At 43.4% G+C, this 20,496-nt stretch carries 19 protein-coding genes and 2 pseudogenes; 7 read left to right on the top strand and 14 right to left on the bottom strand.

The features are described 5' to 3' along the window. Positions 1-61: 61 nt before the first annotated feature. On the bottom strand, positions 62-586 hold the full coding sequence (locus LC605_RS34145; RefSeq protein WP_369010352.1) for a pentapeptide repeat-containing protein: 525 nt from the start codon (positions 584-586) through the stop codon (positions 62-64). Between the two features lie 498 nt (positions 587-1,084). Here LC605_RS34145 and LC605_RS34140 point away from each other — a divergent pair, with 498 nt between their 5' ends. The 3 genes and pseudogenes from LC605_RS34140 (at position 1,085) to LC605_RS10040 (ending at position 6,412) form a co-directional block, all read left to right on the top strand. Continuing rightward, on the top strand, positions 1,085-5,029 hold the full coding sequence (locus LC605_RS34140) for a PKD domain-containing protein (protein ID WP_369010351.1): 3,945 nt from the start codon (positions 1,085-1,087) through the stop codon (positions 5,027-5,029). Between the two features lie 279 nt (positions 5,030-5,308). Further along, the gene (locus LC605_RS10045) at positions 5,309-5,974 is read left to right on the top strand and encodes a hypothetical protein (RefSeq protein ID WP_229547409.1); all 666 of its coding nucleotides are present in this window, start codon (positions 5,309-5,311) and stop codon (positions 5,972-5,974) included. An 82-nt stretch (positions 5,975-6,056) separates the two neighbouring features. Next, positions 6,057-6,412, top strand: a pseudogene (locus tag LC605_RS10040) (Spx/MgsR family RNA polymerase-binding regulatory protein). 156 nt (positions 6,413-6,568) lie between these two features. Here the strand turns inward: LC605_RS10040 and LC605_RS10035 are convergent. Then, positions 6,569-7,255: a hypothetical protein gene (locus tag LC605_RS10035; protein ID WP_229547408.1), complete on the bottom strand. Its 687-nt coding sequence runs from the start codon at positions 7,253-7,255 to the stop codon at positions 6,569-6,571. Further along, a complete protein-coding gene (locus LC605_RS10030; RefSeq protein WP_229547407.1) occupies positions 7,248-7,877 on the bottom strand; it encodes a ParA family protein in 630 nt (209 codons plus the stop codon). The genes LC605_RS10035 and LC605_RS10030 overlap by 8 nt, the downstream gene beginning before the upstream one ends. A gap of 86 nt (positions 7,878-7,963) precedes the next feature. On the opposite strand from LC605_RS10030, the pseudogene LC605_RS10025 reads away from it, so the two are divergent. After that, positions 7,964-8,779, top strand: a pseudogene (locus LC605_RS10025) (transposase); the annotation flags it as partial. A gap of 55 nt (positions 8,780-8,834) precedes the next feature. On the opposite strand, the gene LC605_RS10020 reads toward LC605_RS10025, so the two are convergent. From LC605_RS10020 to LC605_RS09975, 11 genes are all read right to left on the bottom strand, one after another. After that, positions 8,835-9,725, bottom strand: coding sequence for a hypothetical protein (locus tag LC605_RS10020; RefSeq protein ID WP_229547406.1), 891 nt, complete (start codon positions 9,723-9,725; stop codon positions 8,835-8,837). A 267-nt stretch (positions 9,726-9,992) separates the two neighbouring features. Next, a complete protein-coding gene (locus tag LC605_RS10015; protein WP_229547405.1) occupies positions 9,993-11,894 on the bottom strand; it encodes an ATP-binding protein in 1,902 nt (633 codons plus the stop codon). Next, positions 11,894-12,460, bottom strand: coding sequence for a hypothetical protein (locus tag LC605_RS10010; protein WP_229547404.1), 567 nt, complete (start codon positions 12,458-12,460; stop codon positions 11,894-11,896). The genes LC605_RS10015 and LC605_RS10010 overlap by 1 nt, the downstream gene beginning before the upstream one ends. 197 nt (positions 12,461-12,657) lie before the next feature. Next, positions 12,658-13,263, bottom strand: a complete 606-nt coding sequence (locus tag LC605_RS10005) for a hypothetical protein (RefSeq protein ID WP_229547403.1) — start codon at positions 13,261-13,263, stop codon at positions 12,658-12,660. Next, entirely contained in the window at positions 13,260-13,385 is a 126-nt protein-coding gene (locus LC605_RS32900; protein ID WP_267868490.1) for a hypothetical protein, read from the bottom strand. Before LC605_RS32900 ends, LC605_RS10005 begins: the two co-directional genes overlap by 4 nt. Then, positions 13,382-13,813: a hypothetical protein gene (locus LC605_RS10000; RefSeq protein WP_229547402.1), complete on the bottom strand. Its 432-nt coding sequence runs from the start codon at positions 13,811-13,813 to the stop codon at positions 13,382-13,384. The genes LC605_RS32900 and LC605_RS10000 overlap by 4 nt, the downstream gene beginning before the upstream one ends. A 65-nt stretch (positions 13,814-13,878) precedes the next feature. Then, positions 13,879-14,058 carry a hypothetical protein gene (locus LC605_RS09995; RefSeq protein WP_229547401.1) on the bottom strand — a complete coding sequence of 60 codons (180 nt, stop codon included), beginning with the start codon at positions 14,056-14,058 and terminating at the stop codon, positions 13,879-13,881. Between the two features lie 7 nt (positions 14,059-14,065). After that, positions 14,066-14,332, bottom strand: coding sequence for a hypothetical protein (locus LC605_RS09990; RefSeq protein ID WP_229547400.1), 267 nt, complete (start codon positions 14,330-14,332; stop codon positions 14,066-14,068). Beyond that, positions 14,332-14,493 (bottom strand): hypothetical protein, encoded by a 162-nt coding sequence (locus tag LC605_RS09985; RefSeq protein ID WP_229547399.1) that lies wholly within the window; start codon positions 14,491-14,493, stop codon positions 14,332-14,334. The genes LC605_RS09990 and LC605_RS09985 overlap by 1 nt, the downstream gene beginning before the upstream one ends. Continuing rightward, entirely contained in the window at positions 14,490-14,900 is a 411-nt protein-coding gene (locus LC605_RS09980; protein WP_229547398.1) for a hypothetical protein, read from the bottom strand. Before LC605_RS09980 ends, LC605_RS09985 begins: the two co-directional genes overlap by 4 nt. A 1-nt stretch (position 14,901) precedes the next feature. Further along, the gene (locus LC605_RS09975) at positions 14,902-15,834 is read right to left on the bottom strand and encodes a ParM/StbA family protein (RefSeq protein ID WP_229547397.1); all 933 of its coding nucleotides are present in this window, start codon (positions 15,832-15,834) and stop codon (positions 14,902-14,904) included. A gap of 353 nt (positions 15,835-16,187) precedes the next feature. Here LC605_RS09975 and LC605_RS09970 point away from each other — a divergent pair, with 353 nt between their 5' ends. From LC605_RS09970 to LC605_RS09960, 3 genes are all read left to right on the top strand, one after another. Further along, on the top strand, positions 16,188-16,415 hold the full coding sequence (locus LC605_RS09970) for a helix-turn-helix transcriptional regulator (protein WP_229474436.1): 228 nt from the start codon (positions 16,188-16,190) through the stop codon (positions 16,413-16,415). 1,379 nt (positions 16,416-17,794) lie between these two features. After that, positions 17,795-19,309 (top strand): hypothetical protein, encoded by a 1,515-nt coding sequence (locus LC605_RS09965; protein ID WP_229547395.1) that lies wholly within the window; start codon positions 17,795-17,797, stop codon positions 19,307-19,309. Continuing rightward, positions 19,284-19,931, top strand: a complete 648-nt coding sequence (locus tag LC605_RS09960) for a hypothetical protein (RefSeq protein ID WP_229547394.1) — start codon at positions 19,284-19,286, stop codon at positions 19,929-19,931. The genes LC605_RS09965 and LC605_RS09960 overlap by 26 nt, the downstream gene beginning before the upstream one ends. Positions 19,932-20,496: the final 565 nt, after the last annotated feature.

Here is a 20,496-nt window from a genome sequence, read left to right as displayed (position 1 = left end):
TATTTTGACAAAACTAAATGTCATTAAACCTGCGTCACTCATAGCTGCAACTGAAGATGAACTAAAACTCTCCGAAAAAGGGACCGCTTTTGATAGTGCCATCGGGCATAGTAGTATCGTAAACAAAATTCCCATAACTCCAAATAATGTTTGGAGCGATGTAAGCATCTCTGAAGTTAGTTTTAATCAGAATAGCGAACTCGAAACCACTGATGTTGGCTCCACAGAAGAGAGCACTAGTAGCATTCATCTGAGCCAAGTTGGTTCCTCTCAAATCGGCTTCAGTCAAGTCACACCAACGCAAGTTGGCGGAATACAAATTCGCATCCCTGACAATAGCGCGTTTCAACCAAGCGCTTTCCAAGGAAACACCAAACAAATCGGCTCCAGTCAAATCAGCTCGACACAGATCGGCTTGTCTCAAATAGGCTCCGCGCAAGTTGATATCTCTCAAAATAGCGCCTTCGAGGTCAATCGAACTGTCGAGGGGAACACCCTCGGATTGGATCAACTCAATCCCTCGAAAATCGCGCTCTCCATCAGCATACCGAGCCAACAACTCCTCAGCAGTTATTTCCCAAGCCATGAATTAACCTCCAATTTCTTTTCCAATCTTAAATATAGTGTTGATAATATTTGGGGAGATTTACTCAACTCAGAAACGCCCACTTTCAACATCAACCTTCAAATCACCGACCTCCCCACTGGACAACTAGCCGAAGCCCAAATCACCCAATTCGACTCCTTCGGTCGCCCCAACGGTGGCACAATCCTCATCGACCACGACGCTAACGGAATCGACTGGTTCATCGATCCCACCCCCCTTGATCACAGCGAATTCGCCCAAACCCTCACCGACACAGCATACCGCGCCACCACAGGCGACGCATCCGGCAAATACGACCTCCTCACCACCATCCTCCATGAAACCGGACACTTATTAGGTATAATCAACGGCAACCCCGGATTCGACAGCAACGTAAAAACACTTAACGGCAAAAAAGTCTTCCTTGGCAAAGACTTCACAGCCAACCTGTCCCCCGATGAGAGCCATCTCGACGCAGCAGTACACCCCTACGATTTAATGAACAACACCTTAGCACCGGGTGTACGTAAACTGCCATCCCTACTTAACCAACAAATAATTAACGCTATCCGTGGTATAAACACCTCAGTACCGCAACGCCCAACCAACCCATCACCCCAACCATTCTTCCTCCCCGTTACCCCAACAAACTACCAGCCCACATATACTCAACCCATTACCCCAATTACCAGAACAAGCCCAGCACCCCTAACAGCAATACTCCTAGCAGACATCACCAACGGCAACTTCACCGAAACCGACACCACCAAACCCGAATACGGCTGGACAACGCGCGGTGCAGCCACCATCCTCAATTCTGCCGCAGTCCTCACAGAAGACTCCCCCTTTAACAGCAACTTCACCCAAACTTTTATCATCCCCTCACACGCCAAATACCTGCAATTCACCCTGAAAAACACCACCTTGGGAGCAAACACTCCCACAGCCCCAGGTGATGCATTTGAGGTAGCATTACTCAACCCCAACACCAAACAATCCTTAATCAACACAGTCACCGGACTCACCCAAACCGACTCCCTACTCAACATCCAAAACGACGGTACATACTACACCAGCAACAAAGTCACCTTAGTCAACACCACCCCCAACAGCACCCTCACCCTCAACCAACCCCTCACCTTCAAAGTAGACCTCACAGGTATTCAAGCAGGAACCACCGCCACCCTCTACTTCGACCTCCTTGGCTTCGGTGCAAAAGATGCCAAAGTCGTCCTCGACAACGTAATCCTCCTAGACAACGACTTCATCGCCCCAGTCGCCAACAACGATCGCGCCACCACCAACCAAACCCAACCAGTTACAATCAACATTCTCCGTAATGATACGGACGCAGACAGCAGCATCAACCCCACAACCTTAACCATCCAAACCAATCCTAGCAACGGTGCGATCGCCATCAAAGGAGATGGTACAGTTACGTATACCCCCAACCCCACCTTTGTCGGCACAGACACCTTCACCTACACCATCACCGACACAGACGGTTTAACATCCAACACCGCCACCGTCAACATCACAGTCAACAATATTGCCCCAGTCATTACGGTAATTACAGGCGACACAACCACCACCGAAGGCACAACAGCCAACTTTAGCGCCACAGCAGTTGACCCAGGTGATCAACTTACCTACCTCTGGAACTTCGGCGACAATTCACAATTAGTAGAAGGTCAAAACGCTACCCACACCTACGCCGACAACGGTACGTACATCGCTACCCTCACCGTGATGGATAGCCTTCGTGTCTCCAGTTTCCAAACCCTGAGCATCACAGTCAACAATGTAGCTCCCACAGTCCGTGCTGGTACGGACTTCACTGCCAATGAAGGTCAAACAGTCACCTTCAACGGTACTTACACAGACCCAGGTATTCTTGACACCCACACTTACACTTGGGACTTCGGTGACGGAAATACCATAAACGGTACACTCACCCCCACCCACATTTACGCCAACAATGGTACTTATACCGCTAAACTTACCATTACCGATTTTGATGGTAGTGTAAGTAACGATACATTAACTGTCACAGTGAACAATGTCGCTCCTGTAATTAATACTATCAACAGCGATATTACAATTAATGAAGGCGCGATCGCTAACTTTAATGCCATCGCAACCGACCAAGGTTTCGATAATCTAACCTACAACTGGGACTTTGGCGATGGAACTGGGCCACTAGTTGGTCAATCTGTCAGCCACATCTTTGCGGATAACGATGATTACACAGTCAGCCTGACAGTACGCGACTCTGATGGTGCAGTCACAATTCAAACCCTTAATGTTAAAGTTAATAACGTTGCTCCCACAGTGAGCGCAGGTACAGACTCCATCGCCAACGAAGGACAAACCATCACCTTCAATGGTAGCTTTACTGACCCTGGCATCTTAGATACCCATACAATCGAGTGGAACTTCGGCGACGGTAACACCGCCACAGGTATTGTCAACCCGACTCATACTTATACCCAAAACGGTACTTACAGTGTCACTTTGACAGTACGCGATAATGCAGGCGCATCAACAATCGACACTCTCACAGTCACCGTCAACAACGTCGCCCCCATAATTACCCAACTCACAGGCACAACAGAAGTAGCAGAAGGCACACCAGCCTACTTCACCGCCGCAGCTACCGATGCAGGAAAGGATACTCTCACCTACACCTGGGACTTTGGCGATGGTTCTAGCCCCGTACAAGGATTTGATGTCAGCCACATCTTCAAAGATAATGGAAATTATACCGTCACCTTGACTGTCGGCGACACTGATGGAGCTACCACTACCCAAACACTAATTACAAAAGTCAATAACGTCGCCGCGACAGTTGATGCGGGTGTAGACCAAATCATGTACACCAATGAACCCGTTATCTTCGATGGTAAATTCACCGACCCAGGTATTCTAGATACTCACAATATTACTTGGGATTTCGGTGATGGTGCATCAATTGCAGGGGTTCTCAACCCATCTCATACATACGCGCAGGATGGTCAATACATCGTTAGCCTGAAGATTCAAGACTCTGACGGCGCAATCTCCAATGATACATTGACCTTGAGCGTGAAGAAACCGCCCACAATGTCAGTTAGCGATATATCCATCGTTGAAGGGGATAACGGTAACAAGTATGCAGTCTTTACTGCCAGTCTAAACCAAGCTAGTCTGCGTATTGTTACCGCTAACTACTCTACTACAGATGGTACAGCCACCTCCAGTAGCGACTACACCACTACTAACGGTACAATTACCTTTGAAACAGGCGAAATCAGCAAGACTATTACCGTTCAAGTTCTCGGCGATACAAAAGATGAATTTGATGAAACCTTCTTCCTCAATTTCACCTCGGTAATTAACGCTACAATTGTTAATAACAAAGTCTCTGCTACAATCTTGGACGATGACGCTTCTCCAAGTATCACCATAGGTGACAGAACCATCACCGAAACAGACAACGGTACAACAAGCATCACCTACACTGTTAACCTTTCTGCACCTAGCGGTAAACCCATCTCCGTCAAATACTCTACAGCAGATGGGACAGCGATCGCTCTTGATGACTACACTGCTACCAACGGTATAATTAACTTTGAAAAAGGTGAAACAACTAAAACCATTACGGTACAAGTGCTAGGGGACACAATTGATGAATTTGATGAAAGCTTCTTCGTCAATTTGAGCGATGCGACTAATGCTACAATTGTTAATCAAATAGCTCTGGGTACAATTGTTGACAACGATGCACCACCGAGTATAACCATTGGCGACACAACCATCACCGAAGGACATAACGGTACGCAAATACTTAACTTTACCGTGAGCCTGAATACTGCTTCCCAAAAAGCAATCAGTGTCAAATATGACACAGCAAACGGTACAGCAATAGCTGGAAGCGACTATACAGCAACAAGCGGTATTCTTACCTTCACCCCTGGAGAAACTACCAAAACAGTATCAGTACAAGTTATAGGCGATCGCTTAGACGAACTTCACGAGAATTTCTTTGTGAACCTTTCTCAAGCCATCAATGCCAATATCGCCGATGCTCAAGCAATAGGCACAATTATGGATGATGATTCTTCACCCACACTGACTGTTGCTACTGTACCTGGCCAATTATGGCCACCTAATCACAAAATGGTGCAAGTCAAAGTCCAAGTCAATGTGAGCGATGACTTTGATGCTAACCCCACTGTCAAATTAGTATCGATAACCAGTAACGAACCCGACAATGGTTTGGGTGATGGCGATACTGCTGGTGATATTGAAATTCGCTCAGATGGACAGATTTTCCTACGGGCAGAACGTTCGGGCAATGGCAATGGTCGTATTTATACCCTGACTTATAGTGCTACTGATAGTGCTGGTAATGTCACGGTAGCAACTACAAAAGTAAGTGTACCCAAAAATCAAGGGAAATAGCTTAGAGATCGGATCTGCTCTCACTCTTGAACTGCGTGTATTGCTTCCATTCCAGAAGCGCTATATACTAATTACTCAGATAAATATTAACTTGGGGCAGTTGGTGCTGTTTCAACAGAGTTGTCAGTGCCACCTGCCTTCAACAAACCAGTTGAAATGCAGCAACTTGTTTATAGCTTCAGTATTTTTACTTATTTTAAGTAAAAATACTTTTTGAGTTGTTCTTCAGTACGCAGTAAGCTAGCTAAAGATGGGTCTTGCTGAAGTGTGGGTGTTTGAATGGCTATAGAACGGGAATCAGTAAATTTTAAACTTCCCAAGCCTTTAGTTGAATTACTCAGAGCCGAAGCAAAAAAACGCAAGATATCAGCAACGGAGTTGGTAACGCAGGGTCTGCATCATATACTAGGAGAGACGGAAGTTGTTGAAAACGGTATAGAAGATGTTCTACATCAGATCATTAACCGACTCTCGGCACTGGAAGCAAATCAAGTAAACAATACTTCGAGTATAGAAAGCAGTATAGAGAACCGCTTACAGCAAATAGAAACTGTTTTGGGGCATCTCACCCAGAGTATAGAACAAAGTATAGAATCAACATCCACGCAACAACAAGCACAACAGCTAAGTAACTTGGAAGAAAAGTTAGAAACCGTCGCCAAGAACCTTGCCCAACTTAACAATGCACTAGGGCAGCTTCGACACCAGGGAAATACAGGCAGAAGGCAATTTTCATCATCTCATCAGTTTCATGGTAGATCAGTAGAAATTCAGTCTTTGACTGGGGAAAATCTAGCTCGAAGATTGGGTGTTGATGAATTAAGCCTTTCCAGAGAGAGAGAAAGCAAAAGTCCATCCGAGTTTGAGTCATGGAGCCGCCATAGAGACCCCGCTTCTCGTGGTTGGCGTTTTGGTGACGATGGATTATACTACCCGATCAAGTGAAGCCCACCGTAGGCGATCGCAAGAACTTACACTAACAATGTGTATATATATAGATGTCATGGAAATTGTTGATTAACTTTTTATGTCCCTTCAAGTCTACGGCATTCCCAACTGCGGCACTTGTAAAAAAGCTTTTAACTGGCTGCAAAACCACAGCATTGACTATGAATTCATCAACACCAAGGAAACTCCGCCCACCCGTGACCAGATCCAAAACTGGGTGAAATCTTTAGGTTCTGCTCCCATGCGGAATACCTCTGGCCAATCCTACCGAGATGAAGGGGTGAAGAAAAGAAGATTTGGAGTGACGAACAGTCGATCGAGGCATTCGCTAAAGATGCAATGCTCCTCAAACGTCCGCTTTTCGTCAAGGATGGAACATCTGTGCTAGTAGGCTTCAAAGATGAAAAAGTCATTCTAGAAAAATTAGGACTTTAATCTCCAAACCCCCACCCCCAAGTCATCCCCCCTAGATCGACATAACCTTTATTTGTCGAAATCAAACTGATCAAATGGAGTGAGAATCGACAGCGATGATCACACATCAGGCAAGACAAATTAATAATCAACTCTGTAAGTTTCGTAGTTTGAAACTTACAGAGTTAATGAGCTTCGTAACTCATCTTCTGTAGTACCTTGAAGCTCCGAAGCTTTACTCAGCAGTAAATCTATTGCAACACGGATCAAAGTATTGTCTGTAAGTCTCTCACCACCTTTAACTTGTTTTGTTCTGTTTAATTTCCGGGTGAGATCGGTAAGTGCGTCAATCTGATCCTGTCTCAATCGTGCTTCCTTGCGCTCCAATTTTAAGTACTTAGGAAGTTCGGTACTCTGTAAGTCTGTATCTTGCAAATCTTGTAACTTTGTAGTTTTGTTGACTTCTTCACCCTCCCGCTCAATAGCAATTTGCGTAGAAGAAACAGACTCTGAATATTTATTAGTCTGTAAGTCTGTAACATTGTAAGCCTGTTGTTCTGTAACTTTGTCTTCTACTTCACTCGGAGTTTCTAGTAAACTTTCAGAGTTTGTAGCTTCCAAAGTCTGTAAGTCTGTAACATTGTCAGCCTGTTGTTCTGTTTTGCTTAAAGGTTCGGATTCAGATAACGTTACAGAGTTTGTAGCTTCCAAAGTCTGTAAGTCTGCAACTTGAACTTCTGCTTCACTGGGATTTTCTGATAAACCTACAGACTTTGGAACTTCCCAAGTCTGTAAGTTTGGTTCTCTGATTTTTTGCGTTTCTTCGTGGACAAGATCAGATAAACGACGACGTGCTTTAGCCATGAGTATTTACCTCTCTCAAAAGCTCATCAGCAATACGCCGATAATCCCCTTCAGCTTCACGAGCTATTTTTCCGCGAACTTGAGTAATTGGTATGCCATCAAGAGCCGCTTGTTCATGAACAGCATAAGCCCTGACAAAACCGTTAAATGCAGGAATACCTCCTTGCATGAGTGCTTGTTGAGCATCAAGTGCCTTACCCAAACTACGAGGATCAACACGAGTTAATAAAACTCGAAACTTAACATTTGCTGGCATGATTGTAGCCTGTACAGTTTCAATCAGTGCCTGAAGATCCATTGGAGCTGGGGGAGATGGCAGCAAAACAAAATCAGCCGCATCGATAGTAATTTTCAGTGCCTCAAAGTGGAGTGCCGGAGGAGTGTCCACAATAATAAAATCAAACCCTTTTACTTTTTTAAGTTTTAACAACTCATTCGTATCTGTTTCCTTAGATAATTCAAAATCTCGCTCATTGCGCTCTGCCCACCAAGTAGCAGAACCTTGAGGATCTGCATCCACCAACAATACTTTTGATTTCTCAGCAAGGATGGCTGCTAAATTGACGCTAGTTGTCGTCTTAGCTGACCCCCCCTTTCCGTTCACAACAGCAATAATATGCACATCCTAACTCCGTAGCTTTGTAACTTTGTTTGTTCGTAACTCTGTAAGTTTTTAAGTGAAAATCTACGAACTTACAGAGTTGGACGCGAGGCTATGATTTTCTTGACCAAGAACTTCAGCAGTTAATGAGAGAATCTGAAGTTGGTAAGCAATTTGTCGATAAGCTAATCAAAGTTTGGCTAAAAGATGGAAAGGAAACTTGGTTGCTGATTCATCTGGAAATTCAAAGTCAAGTAGATACCAACTTCACTAAACGGATGTTTTCGTACCATTACAGAATTTTTGACCGTTATAACCAGGAAGTTGTTAGCTTGGCAATTCTGGGGGATAATCAAGCCAATTGGCGACCGCAAGAATATAGTTATGGACGTTGGGGATGTCGTTTGAGTCTTCAGTTTCCCATTGTCAAGCTACTGGACTATGAATCTCGTTGGTCAGAATTAGAACAAAGTGATAGTCCTTTTGCTGTACTGGTGATGGCGCACCTGCGGACACAAGCGACAACTCAAGATTTAACTCTTCGTTTGCAGTGGAAGTTGAGCCTGATTAAACGAATGTATGAGGTAGGCTATAGTAGGGACAAAATCCTTCAACTATTCCGGTTGCTAGATCGATTAATGACTCTACCACCGGAGTTAGACTTAAATTTTAAAGCCGAATTGGATCGTTTTGAGGCTGAACAACAAATGACATACATGACAAGCATAGAACGCATAGGCAGAGCGCAGACTCTACAGGAGTCTATAGCTGAAGTTCTAGAAGCTCGATTTAATAACGTTCCCCCTGAATTGATTGAGCAACTGAAAAAAATTTATGAGCTTGACAGGCTCAAGCAGTTGTTGAGACAGGCTAGTATTACAGGCTCAATTTCTGAGTTTGGGCAACAATTAATACCAATTTAATATGAAGCTGCATAGAAAAGAGCTTCTAAAATAAAGTTATGAGAGGAGATAGACATTACCTGCTCAAATGTTGTAGAGTTAAATTTTTGATATTTTCGATAGTCAAACTCATAATTCGGGGCGATTCTAGCTTTTTATAGCCGTAACGTTGTATTTGCTCGAAGCTATAGACTTCTGAATATCCGTTGTCCCAATCTATTTTGGCTTTATTACCCTTAACGTCGGCGATCGTCCCAGAACACCCACCGCTTTTTAGGCGATCTCCTCTACTCCAAGAGATTTCGAGTGTAGTTTCACTCTCGACTTCCAATTCCACATAACCATAAGCAGCGAGTTTTTGAGCAATAACTTCAGGTGAATCAACAGGCGGGGCAGGAGTAACACTTTCTAAATCAAGACATAGCTGCACTGCAACCGGAGGCTTTTGTTTACCGTTGTTGATGTAATCGAAATACTGTTTATCTAACTTTTGTTGCTGTTGAAAAGCCCAGCGTTGAGCATTATCTTTGAACCATTTGGCAATAACATCAAGAATGGGAGTTTTGTTTTCTCTAACAGGATTGATTTCATTGGGTGCAAAAAGTTCAGGCTGTAATGTCATACCTGAAGGTAACAGATTAAATGCTTCATGCAATAGCTGTTCTAGTTTGTGTGCAATATAACCAGTATATTTGCAGACTATAATATAGGCAGTATGTAGATAATTAGCTACAGTTTTTATTACTGCAATAGCTTTTTCATTATCTAAATTTATCCGGACTAAATGATTGATTGAGCTAGCAGCATTTTTGACAAGACTGTAAACCATTGTCGCTTCAGCTTGTACAAATAAATATTTGTTATCTTTTTCCAGTCTTGCTAGTTCTTGAAGTGTGGATTTTAAATTTTGAGCTAGGCTTTCAATTGCAGAAAAGTTATTTTGGCGGAATTTGATAAAACCTGTCATATTTCATGCCTCATTTCATGAAGTTAATTGAGCATTGTTAGTGATTAAATATAGTAATAGCCACAGAGAAAAATATGTATGAATATGAGTTTTTATCTAAAACTAATTAATGCTGAATATCTGCCGTAAGTTTCCAATGTGCCGTAACTATGCCGTAGGCTAAGATGCTTTTAGCATGAGGCTTGCCGTGATTTTAGCGTGTGCCGTACAAGAACAATAAACCACTTGGGTGCAGTCTCTAAAATTTATGGCACTACGGCAGATAGTTTACCAATCAGGTAAGAAATAAGTATTGTTTTCACCAGTGTTGAGCTTCTCGGTTTGAATTAATTCCTTTAAACCAGCAATTAATTCTTGTTCTGAGTAACTGGTGAGTCTGTCAGCTTTCTTTAAATCACGTAATGTCTTTGGGACTTTATTTTTTACATTTTTGAAGTATTCTAAAACCTTGTTGGCTACTTCACTTAATTGCTGTTGGTGTTTTGATTGTTGACTGCTCTCACTCAAATCAAATTCCAAGTCGAAAACTCTATCCAGATAAGTTTTTTCATCAGCAATAAAATTAGACTGTTTCGATAATTTAGGCATCAGTGCCACAACAAAACCACCCAGAGAAGCAATCAATATGGGACGTAAATTTTTATAGGATATGGGTTTGATCTGAAGGTATCTAGATTTAATCTCTTCCCTTTCTTGCTTGCCAGGGATAATGTCACCTCTATTTAAAATCAACTCCAGCACCCCATAAGATTCTTGTTCTCTACCATTTTTGATGTACCTGTTACCTAACAACAGTAAATTTAGGCAGAGACGAGTTTGAGAATCCATTTTTTCAATACCCAATGCAGCCAAATTAAAAGACTGAAGAGAAGCAAAAAATTTGGTGTTAAATTCTCTGCCAATCAGTAAGACATCTAGTAATTTACCTCCATAGTTCCAGTCGGAGTAAGCTTTACTGAGTTGGTCAGCGATAACTAACCAATCATCCAAAATCAGAATTAGCGGTGGTAATGATTCCCGCTTATGTTCAGGTAACTGCTTACGTTGTTTGTAGGAGTCGTAAAAGCGCTCAATTGTGCGTTTAGCTGATTCTGGTTGCTCCTGATCAAAGACAATTACTCGACCTTTGTCCCGTAAACCGCAAAAGCTATCATTTTTCGCACTGATTACCCAAATATCAGCACTGTTGTCATCATCCAGAATCCTTTGAATCAGGTAATCAAGGGTAACGGATTTCCCTGAGCCTGGGGCAGCAACTAAGGCAGTAGAACCATCAGAACGGGCTATGGTTTGCAATGTTGTTAGTGCTTCAGTCTCTGATGGGTGAAGATAATCGCCTGTTGACACTGGTTGAGGTGCAAATGTTGACTGTTGTACTTGTTCTTGCACAGTTCCGGGTGTGCCATGTGGTAATTGTCCGGCTGGCTGTTGCTGTGGCTCAAATTTCTCAAAGCTCTGCCCCCCATCTAACAAGTGACCAAATTCGTAATAATCATCAGCCGACATAGCCATGAGTAGGGCTGTCTGCTGTTGTGGGGTAATGCTGGCTATAAACTGCTGTCTGGCTTCTGCAATTTTGATGCCACGCAAGTATTTCAGCAGTTCGTTACCAGACAGGTTTAACAGTTGCTCACCAAGTTTTACACTTTTTGATGCTCTAATACCTTCAAACTGTTTGGTAGCTCGGTAATGAGGTCTGATATGTGCTAGATAATCCTGTGCCTTACTGGTTGCCCATAACCCTATCCCCCCGAACGCGATCGCTGCAATACCCAAATGAATCTTAAATGGGTTGTCGGCTGGGAGTTCGCGGAACACGTACAAGCTTTCATGCTGGAGGAATGCCCAAGGATTAAAGTTTGGGTTGCTGGTGCGGTACTGATTAGCCTTCAAATATGGTTCTGGGATTTGCGATCGCTGTTCGTACCTACAATACTTTTTACCCAGCAATAGTTCTTCTGGATTGCCCTCACCAGCGAGTATGGGCGCATCGTGGATTCTGGCTGATTTTGGGTAGAAACAGATGTCTTTTTTAGCAATACCGTCGCCGATATGGGCAGCAATGGCACAAACTAAAGCACTTGCCACAGACAGTTTGACAGCCAAGCCTAAACGCGGTGGCAGGCTGTAGGAGCGCTCCCACAGTTCTGTTAGTTTAACATCTTTCATTATCTCTTTTTACGGAAAAATAAGTACAATGTAATAGCTGCACATACGGAAAAGCCCAGCAAGAAGCCAAAATGATTTTGACTGGGTTGCTGAATACCTTCAAACTCTCTCACCTGCTGAGTAAATACTTGGAAACTGCCACGGGCTACAAAGTCCATCTGTTGGGCATCCCCGGTTAGCTTCCAAGAACTAGCAGCCAGCATCGCGGTGCGAGTCACACCAATAGCCAACTTTTGGCGGTTGGTAATTTTGGGAATCAGACCATTTTCAAAGCGCAAGTAGCAGAGGGTAGCAGCTACTGAAGCACCCACTGGTAAGCCAGCAATAACGGCGGGGAACAGTCCCACACTGCCAGCCAGATACAGAGATTGCGTTGACGTGAGTTGAAAACCTGCTAAAACTGCACCTTGGGCAATACCACGAAATAAAGTGATAGAACTGTCAATTTCTGCGATCGCCTGTTGGACTTGTTCACTGTCGTATTCATCGCCAGCTACGGAGGTAGGCGAATCGTCAACAATCTCAGCATCAAAATAAATAGGCGTTTTCTGATTTTTGGTTAGCATTGGCCAAACCTTGTAAAGAGTTATTCCCAGGGGTGAATTCGGTTAAGATATCTCTTCGCCCTTGGCAGCAGAGGAGCGGAGGAGCAGGGGGGCGGAGGAGCGGAGGAGTCCAGGCAAGGAAGGGAGCGGAGGAGCAATCTTATAATGAGTCCGCCCCTCTGCCCCCGTGCCCCCGTGCCCCCTTGGGAATTTACTTGTTAGTCAATCAACCGTCTAAAGAAACCTTTCACTCCTCGCATAGCGTTAGAACCATGTCTGTGGATGTCTTTTAGTGTTTCTTTGGCTCGGTCTGCGGGTGAAAGTCCTTGCTGTTTGTCCTTTACCTGCTGCCACACTTGAGATTGTGCCTTGTTTGCATCAATCTCAATGACTCTGAGCGTTGCACGGTGCGATTCACCAAGCAGGTTAAGTGTCCGTCCATGCCGAAACTGTTCTTGGGCTAGCTGGTTATCAGATGCAATAACTTTTTCCTGTAGACCATAGCCCAAACGGGCATCGCTGACTCTGACCTTTGACCAACCATCAGCCATTTTGTTGATGCTAGTAAGAGCGGCGGTGAGAAACTGGGTTTCTTCTGCCATAACAGCTTCAGTTGCCTGCAACCCTTGGTTTAAGTTACCGAATACCGCCTTGGCATTTTGGGCGCGTTGAGTTTGTTTAATTCGGAAATCAGCCACCTCTGCGGCGGCTGTCTGGTTGCCGTCGAGTGCTTGAAATATGGTTTCTTGGCTGATGTTCGTTAGGGACTGTAAAGCAGCGTATGTGACGGGTGCATCCAGCTTGAGTTTTACTGTTTTGCTCATGTTTGCTCCTCTGCCCAAATAATTAAACCTCGTTTATCCAACTCATTCAGACTGACAGTATTGATTTCTTCTACCAACTCATCTGGTAAGATTCGGATCAACAATGTAATCAAAGCTTTCATGCCTCTTCACCCCAATAATTCATTTCACCCAGTCTGGATTGGATGGATTCAGCACGTTCAATCACATCCTCGCCAATGCCCAATTCCTGCATTACCTGAAACGGGTAATCCTCACCTTCTGCCAGTGCAAAAATCAGATTGTCAGGGACTAACCCACCTAAATTAGCTAAAAACTGCCCGTGAGCCAGTGGATGTGGTGTATCATCAATAGTCTGATAGCTGTCATAAGCTCCTGTTGAGTCCCAAGTCTCATTCTGCAAATATGGCAGCGTCTCTTGAATAATCTGCTGATCTTCAGTGGTTCTGCCTAAATCTGGTTTCGAGGGATCATCATTAGCCACAATGGAGGCGGCTGAGTGTGCCAGTTCCGGGGCGCATCCATTCAGGGTTAGCGCGTTCAGGGCTGCAAAGAAGATGTTGTCGCTCATCTTGTAAAATCCTTATATATTGATACCTGATGCTGTTGGCAGGCGATTCGCATTACTGATTGGCGTTAGTGGGTGCGATCGCCTTTAATTTGACATTCCGATTGCAAAGTATTGAAAAACTGATTTACATCACCCAAAGTGACATCACAATCAAATTGCAAAGTTTTGTATTGTGGATGTTGATCAATTTGTGTGAGCAATTGTTGGGCTTGTACAATCAATTGGGGTAATGATTGCCGACTCATATTCACCTCAAAATAAGGACAATTGCTGTGATTGTTGATTGACTACAGAACTGCTTGTAGATAAGCCTTCTACGGCATAACAACGAGTAGTTAAAGCTTTATGATTCAGCTTGATATCCGCCTTCTTCTTCTCTCCAGAAAGAGGACGGAAGATATACTGTGGTGCTTTGACTGTGCCTGTTTTTTCTAGATATCGGTACAAAGTTCTATCTATTTGATAAACGCCCGATTGAGTCAGAAATGTTGAGTCATAGATGCGAGAAAGATTTTGCATTAGTTTTCGCTCCCACCTCTTAACGAACGAACAAGAATGTCACCGTAGTTCACCAACAGGATGGTAAATAATTGTGAATATGTATTAATTCCTGTTTGCTCAATGATTTCCTTGGCTTTAGGTATGTGCTTATCGTCCAAGACTACACGGGTCTGATTCATAACTTAAGACTCCTAACTAATAGCTGACCTTTCAGTTTTTCGGTCGTTTGTTCTTGTGGAGATATTTGTGGAGTTAATGCAAGATTTTCTGTTTCAATTTTTTGAATCTGAGGCAAAACATTCATCGTATTGCCTGCTAGATATTCACTAATCAAGAGATTTGTGGCAGATGTGACGCTAATTCCCCTTGAGATTGCATATTGAGACACCCAGGCTTGATGACGTTCATCTAGTCTGACTTTGGGGTTAATTGTCCCAGTTTGGGGCAGATACGAAAGCTTGAGAGACCATTGATGTTTGATTGCGTCCAATAGCAGATTTACAGTGTCACTCAGTTTGGAATAGTTGAGTGAAAGACGGACTCCTTCAACTTTGCTGGCGACTTGAGCCGCTAAACGTACTTGCATTTTACATAGCCAACAATGCTTGAATGTTTGACAGTTGTGGATTGGCAGGAATGTAAAAGCCTTGCTTGGCACTCAGCTTTTGACGGACTAAATTTGCACATCCACCAATCAGCATCACGTTGGTAACGTCTGCAAGATAGTCATTAGCAGCTGTAGAGATGCTGTCCATCAGGTTGTTGAACCAGTTTTCTAACAACCCTGGAAAGACTGAGCTAAAGTCATATTTGCGTCCGTAGGTGAGAGAGCCATCAGCGATCGCGTCCATCATCTTTGCCACTTTAAAAGCAACGTTATCGCGCTTGGCGTAACTCTGCATCAAATCACTATTGATTATGTCGTTAGCCAGAGAGACACCGCCCACTTTGGGAATTGAACGACGGGTTAGAATTTCCGAGGATGGGGTGATAACAACATAATTTGTTGTGCCGCCACCGATGTCAATAGCGAGTGTGTCGCCATCCATGTCAAGCTTGCCGTTTCTGTAAGCATTAATTACAGCAACATCTGTCTCAAGGAAAAATTCAACGTTTTTGATTCGGTGTCTGTAGTTTGTACCGTTGACGTTAATTTGATGCTCTGCAACTAGAGTCCGTCTGATTGTGTCTTCGTGCCATTGAGAATGTTCTGGGACGAGAAACCGGACAATACCATCAAAATCCTGCCGCAATCCAGCCAAGGTGAACGGTTTAAAGAATTCTGGCAGGTCTTTACCCCTTTCTGCTGCGGTTTGTGAATTTTTCTGCTTAGTAGCGCGGTCTCCGAGGACTAAAACCTTATCATCAAGTTTGACAGAGGGGGAATTATCAGTATCCAAATCTCTAGCACTGGTGTAAGTCACATCTTGGAAGACTGAACGGATGACGCGAGGTTTTTCACCTTTGAGGGCAGTGATGCTGCTGTAGTTTCCGATATCTGCACAGTAAATATTGATCACTTGCAATCTCCTAATAAAGCTAGTAGCAGCCGTTTTTGGCTGTTGCTAACCTTTGCTACTATGTGGTTGCGATACTAAATCTTACTTTCGTGGCTTTGAATCTGTTAAAGTGCTATTCACCTCTACAGAGGTGTATTACCACATGAATACTTATTAAGTCCTAGTTATTGTCGTTCGGTTATAAATTGTTCGTCAAACGTCTATTAACTAAACGATAGCAGCTAGTTGACTAGTAGACAAGTTAAATTATTATTTAACTTACTTATCAATTAGAGCTGTAAAATAATTGTCAGCTTATAGTCTATGCAACTAATCAACTAGTTGATATATTGGTACTTAAGAGAATTAGGTGTATGAAGTTGATTTGTAAACTTAAAAATTTAATGGAAGACAAGCAGATTAGCCAATTAGCACTAGCAGAAGCTACAGGGTTAGCTCCAGGCACAATCGGAAAACTTTATCGTAACCAGGTTAGTAGAATTGATGAAAAAACCTTGACACAATTGTGTCGATACTTTGAGCTAAAAAGTATCGCTGATATTTTTGAAATTCAATGGGAACAAGAAGATTACAAAGTGTAACCGAAACACCAAACCATGATGATGGGCAACCACCAAGTAGAGAAGTGTTTAATTTCCGTGTCTTACCTGTGTTAGACAAGGATTCTAATCGTTGGTTGCTAATTCATTGGTGTGGAGAAGGAATTAACTGGGTTAAAGATGTGGCTTAGTGAGAAGCGATCGCTGACTATTAAGCGGATATACAAGAAATGGGTTGATTGCAGCATGAGTGAGATATCCTTAAAATTACTTAACATTTCAGGAGGGCGATTGAAAAAAGCGACCACTCCAACCAAGGAGCGATCGCTGTTTGTTTGTATGTAATTGTTTAAGCCTACAAGACCAGACAGACAAATCTGTTTTTATACGATCAAGCCGCTTTTCATGCTACTCTAGCGAGAGTAAGTCTGCACGTAAAACTGCAATTAGTCTTTACAAGGGAGGTAGTAACGACAAAAACAGAATATTCAAATAGTCAAAATAGATGTGAGTCGTTGTAGAACGGTTTCGGTGCCATAAAGACTGTGGTAGGTCAAAACACCAAATTGTTCCAGACAAACGAGGACTCACCACTCGTAACCTAGCTGTTATGTTACCTGTATCTGTCTGTTGCCAATACTAGCACACAGGCGGGACACTTTATGCTTTTTTTTGGACAAATAGTAAAAAAAGCATCTACCGCTACAATTTATCCCCACTCTGAATTCAAGCGGAGTATTGGCAAAAGCTATTGAGCCAGAAATAATTGAGGGATGATTTGACGGCTAGATGCCTCGCAGAAGAGGATAACGTCGTGAATAATAGATTTTTTCAATCAAAAACTGTACTTTTTTTTCTTGAAGAAATAATACAGAGGGCTGATTTTCGCTTTCTTTACTACCCACAAGCTAGCGCCAAGCATTACGCCAGTCGCTGGTCAAGTTGTGTCAAGTAGGTAAAAAAAAGAAATCGGCTAGCTGCCCACACGCCAGACATACGTTTAGCGGTTAACGACTAACCGTCAATAAATTTTAAAGCAATTTCAATGTAGCAATGTCTGGGTCATAAAGGCAAAATTAGTGCAACTTAAATCAGGTGGCATCAACCCTCTAAAACTAACTATGAGAGCTTCAGACTAAGAATTACAGCCATTTTCACAAGAAAATTAATTTTTGAGCAAATTGGAAAATTTTTGTTTGTAGCCGTTGGTGACATTTGATATAAGCACCGCTAATGAATGCCCCGTCAGGAGGGGGTAGGGTGTAAGAAGCAAGAAGGGCTTAGGGTATTGAGTGTTTGGCGTAGGGAAAGATTCTCCACTACACCCCACGCCCAAGACCCCAGACCAAAAAAGATACACCCCAAACCTAAAAAGTGTGGGTAGCTCCGATGAACCAATCATCATCATCGGAGAGAGAAAAATGGCAAAAGCCAAAGTAAACACAGCAGCACAACCTACCCTAGATCCATTAGACCCACTAGGACAAAGGTTTCTAGAATACTTCCATCACGGCTGGGGATTCATCTATGCCCCCACCCCAAAAAGTGGTGAACGCCCACAGTGGCAAACAGAAACCCGCTACCCCTTACAGCCGCGTAACCTGTGGCAACAATACTTAAACCCCGATGTCTTAATAGGACTGCGGTTTACCAAACAAACCAACTACCTACTAATAGACCTAGACAGAGGTAGTCAGCTACACCCATCAAACAGCCAAATAAAATACCGGCAGCTACTAGCCAGCCTAGAAGAAATCGGCTTATGCAGACCAATACCTATACAATCAAGCGATAGTGGCGGACTGCATATATATTATTTTCTAGAAGAAAAACAACATTCCTACACCCTAGCCTGTGCCATCCAGCAGACCCTAGAAGCAGCAGGCTTCAAAATCAAAGGAGGAGAACTAGAAATATTCCCCAACTGTAAAGTGTACAGCAAAGGCAGCCCCAGTAACTTTAACGCCCATCGCTTACCCTTACAGACAGGCTCCTATGTACTCGATGATTGCCTAGAACCGTGGTCAGACGACATCGAAGACTTCCTCAACGCCGCCGACTGGTCAGCAAAAGGGCAAGACTACGAAGCATTAGCCCAAGCACTAGTCCGAGCCAACAGCAAAAAAGTTATAAAATTCCCCTACCGTCAGCGCAGTGCAGCCGAGCAATGGAAGCAAGACCTAGAACAACGCATCTCTGAAGGATGGACAAAATACGGACAGACCAACGAACTGCTCAAAGACATAGCGTGTTACGGCATAGTCTTTCGCCAATTAAGCGGACAGACACTAGTAGATTATATAGTGATCACAGCCTGCCAGTCTCCTGGGTACGTAAACTGGTGTCGCCACCAACACGAAATCGAACAACGAGCCAAAGAATGGGCAAGGTGCTGTGAAGGATTTTACACCCCGTACCCAGGCACACCGCAACGGGTAAACAGTTATAAAGAACAATTTGGCAGAGTAGATGAAAATAAAATCATCAACCTACACCCTAACGAACAACGTCAGCAAGAGACAATAGAGCGCATACGCTCGATTGTCGCACAGTTAGAACAAACTCGAACATTTCCTCTAAGGACAAGCGATCGCGCTCTAGCAATAATCGCAGCTTCCATTGCCCAGTATGGCAAAGGAGTAAGTCAGACAACCCTGCACAAACCAATATATCTACCCCTATGGCATCCCGACCACCAAGAAAAAAACGCATCAAAACAGCCTGTAAATGAGCTTATAGACAGCAACACAGCGATTTTATCCCCTGAAAAATACCCCCAAATACCAGACCCGTGGTTAGAAGAATTGCAGTCTGAAACCCAGACAAAACAAGGAATACAGTCACAAACAGCAGAAATTTACACACCCCCCCCACATATGAAGGTTTTGTACTTGAGTTCAGCTTCTTGCGTTGCCACCAGCAACGCAAGAAGCTGAACTTAATCAAATTCTTGAATCTTCTCCCAGTTCTAATTCTTCAGAAATTTCAAATTTTAGCAATCATAAGCAAAACCTATACCAGCCTTTCCGAAGCGAATCGTTTGATGACAATAAGCAAAACTTATCAAATGAGTCAACAATTACTGGCTTAGGTATTTCAGACGTAGCAACCACTGCTCATAGTGATGTTGATAGCACCTTATCGAACACTTTACAGGGTGAATATACCTCAGAACCCGAACCCTCTGTACCAGTTTCTATACCAACTACTACATACCCGAATGTAGTTGGTGTAGATTCACTACCCATTCCTGTAGAAGCAGATGATCCTCCTGAACAGCAAACCTTTAGCCCAGAAGATTACCGTCAGGCAATCAGACTGAGATTTCAGGCAACTGCTCAAGCACGTCATTGGCTGAAATTATACTGCACTATAGAAAACTTATCCTTCCTGCCCCAGGAGCGAATCAAACTAGAAAAGGTGGCCACACGTCTGCTAATGCTAGAATCGCCATCGCTGATTTTACAACAGGAAGCGCAGGAATGGTTGGCAAGTAACCCCTCTGCCCTAGAGATGGCAGAGCGTTTGAAACAAAGCAGACATGACTACAGACTATAGAATTTGCGATCGCGCAGGCTTTTGATTAAAAATGATTGACTTAGCTGCAAAAACTCAATAAAAACCCCACAAGTAAGTGGGGAAATCAGAACCCGGATATTTAGAACAAACGTACTATGCCGGGAGATACAAAGCAAGTTTTTTGCGGTGTTTTTTTTCTCTAAGAGGATGTTTTAAAAGTCCTCTGGTCGGTAGCAAAACGTTTTAGATCCCCCTAAATCCATGCCACTTGCTCATGGGGGTTTCCCCCATGCGCTAAACCCGGATTTCTCACAAACTCTGAAAACACCAGAGTCAAAAGCTGCTAAAATGTATATATAGCAAGCATTTTAGCGTTTGTAAAGCATGACTCAACCAGCAACGCGATCGATACCAAAGGAGTTCAAATTTGAACAGCCAAAATCACCCCCAATCGTAGTAAATTTCACTGAAGGGCAGTTAAGGAGGCAGGAGGAAGAAGGCAGGAGGCAGGAGGAATCCCCATAAATAAATTCAGGGGATTTAGCAAGGATGTCGTATTTCTTGCGCTATGCGTCTCGAAATACATATTTTTTTGTTTTTCATA

This window comes from Nostoc sp. CHAB 5836 (genome assembly GCF_020829445.1).
Classification (GTDB): domain Bacteria; phylum Cyanobacteriota; class Cyanobacteriia; order Cyanobacteriales; family Nostocaceae; genus Nostoc.
This window is presented reverse-complemented; position numbering and strand designations above follow the sequence as displayed.

Coding starts and splice junctions, on each gene's coding strand:
- LC605_RS10010 (WP_229547404.1), bottom strand. CDS start 12,460: ATGCTAACCAAAAATCAGAAAACGCCTATTTATTTTGATGCTGAGATT.
- LC605_RS10005 (WP_229547403.1), bottom strand. CDS start 13,263: ATGAGCAAAACAGTAAAACTCAAGCTGGATGCACCCGTCACATACGCT.
- LC605_RS09990 (WP_229547400.1), bottom strand. CDS start 14,332: ATGCAAAATCTTTCTCGCATCTATGACTCAACATTTCTGACTCAATCG.
- LC605_RS34140 (WP_369010351.1), top strand. CDS start 1,085: ATGAACAACACCTTAGCACCGGGTGTACGTAAACTGCCATCCCTACTT.
- LC605_RS10000 (WP_229547402.1), bottom strand. CDS start 13,813: ATGAGCGACAACATCTTCTTTGCAGCCCTGAACGCGCTAACCCTGAAT.
- LC605_RS10020 (WP_229547406.1), bottom strand. CDS start 9,725: ATGACAGGTTTTATCAAATTCCGCCAAAATAACTTTTCTGCAATTGAA.
- LC605_RS09980 (WP_229547398.1), bottom strand. CDS start 14,900: ATGCAAGTACGTTTAGCGGCTCAAGTCGCCAGCAAAGTTGAAGGAGTC.
- LC605_RS10045 (WP_229547409.1), top strand. CDS start 5,309: ATGGCTATAGAACGGGAATCAGTAAATTTTAAACTTCCCAAGCCTTTA.
- LC605_RS10015 (WP_229547405.1), bottom strand. CDS start 11,894: ATGAAAGATGTTAAACTAACAGAACTGTGGGAGCGCTCCTACAGCCTG.
- LC605_RS34145 (WP_369010352.1), bottom strand. CDS start 586: ATGGCTTGGGAAATAACTGCTGAGGAGTTGTTGGCTCGGTATGCTGAT.
- LC605_RS09995 (WP_229547401.1), bottom strand. CDS start 14,058: ATGAGTCGGCAATCATTACCCCAATTGATTGTACAAGCCCAACAATTG.
- LC605_RS09985 (WP_229547399.1), bottom strand. CDS start 14,493: ATGAATCAGACCCGTGTAGTCTTGGACGATAAGCACATACCTAAAGCC.
- LC605_RS09965 (WP_229547395.1), top strand. CDS start 17,795: ATGGCAAAAGCCAAAGTAAACACAGCAGCACAACCTACCCTAGATCCA.
- LC605_RS32900 (WP_267868490.1), bottom strand. CDS start 13,385: ATGAAAGCTTTGATTACATTGTTGATCCGAATCTTACCAGATGAGTTG.
- LC605_RS10035 (WP_229547408.1), bottom strand. CDS start 7,255: ATGGCTAAAGCACGTCGTCGTTTATCTGATCTTGTCCACGAAGAAACG.
- LC605_RS09970 (WP_229474436.1), top strand. CDS start 16,188: ATGAAGTTGATTTGTAAACTTAAAAATTTAATGGAAGACAAGCAGATT.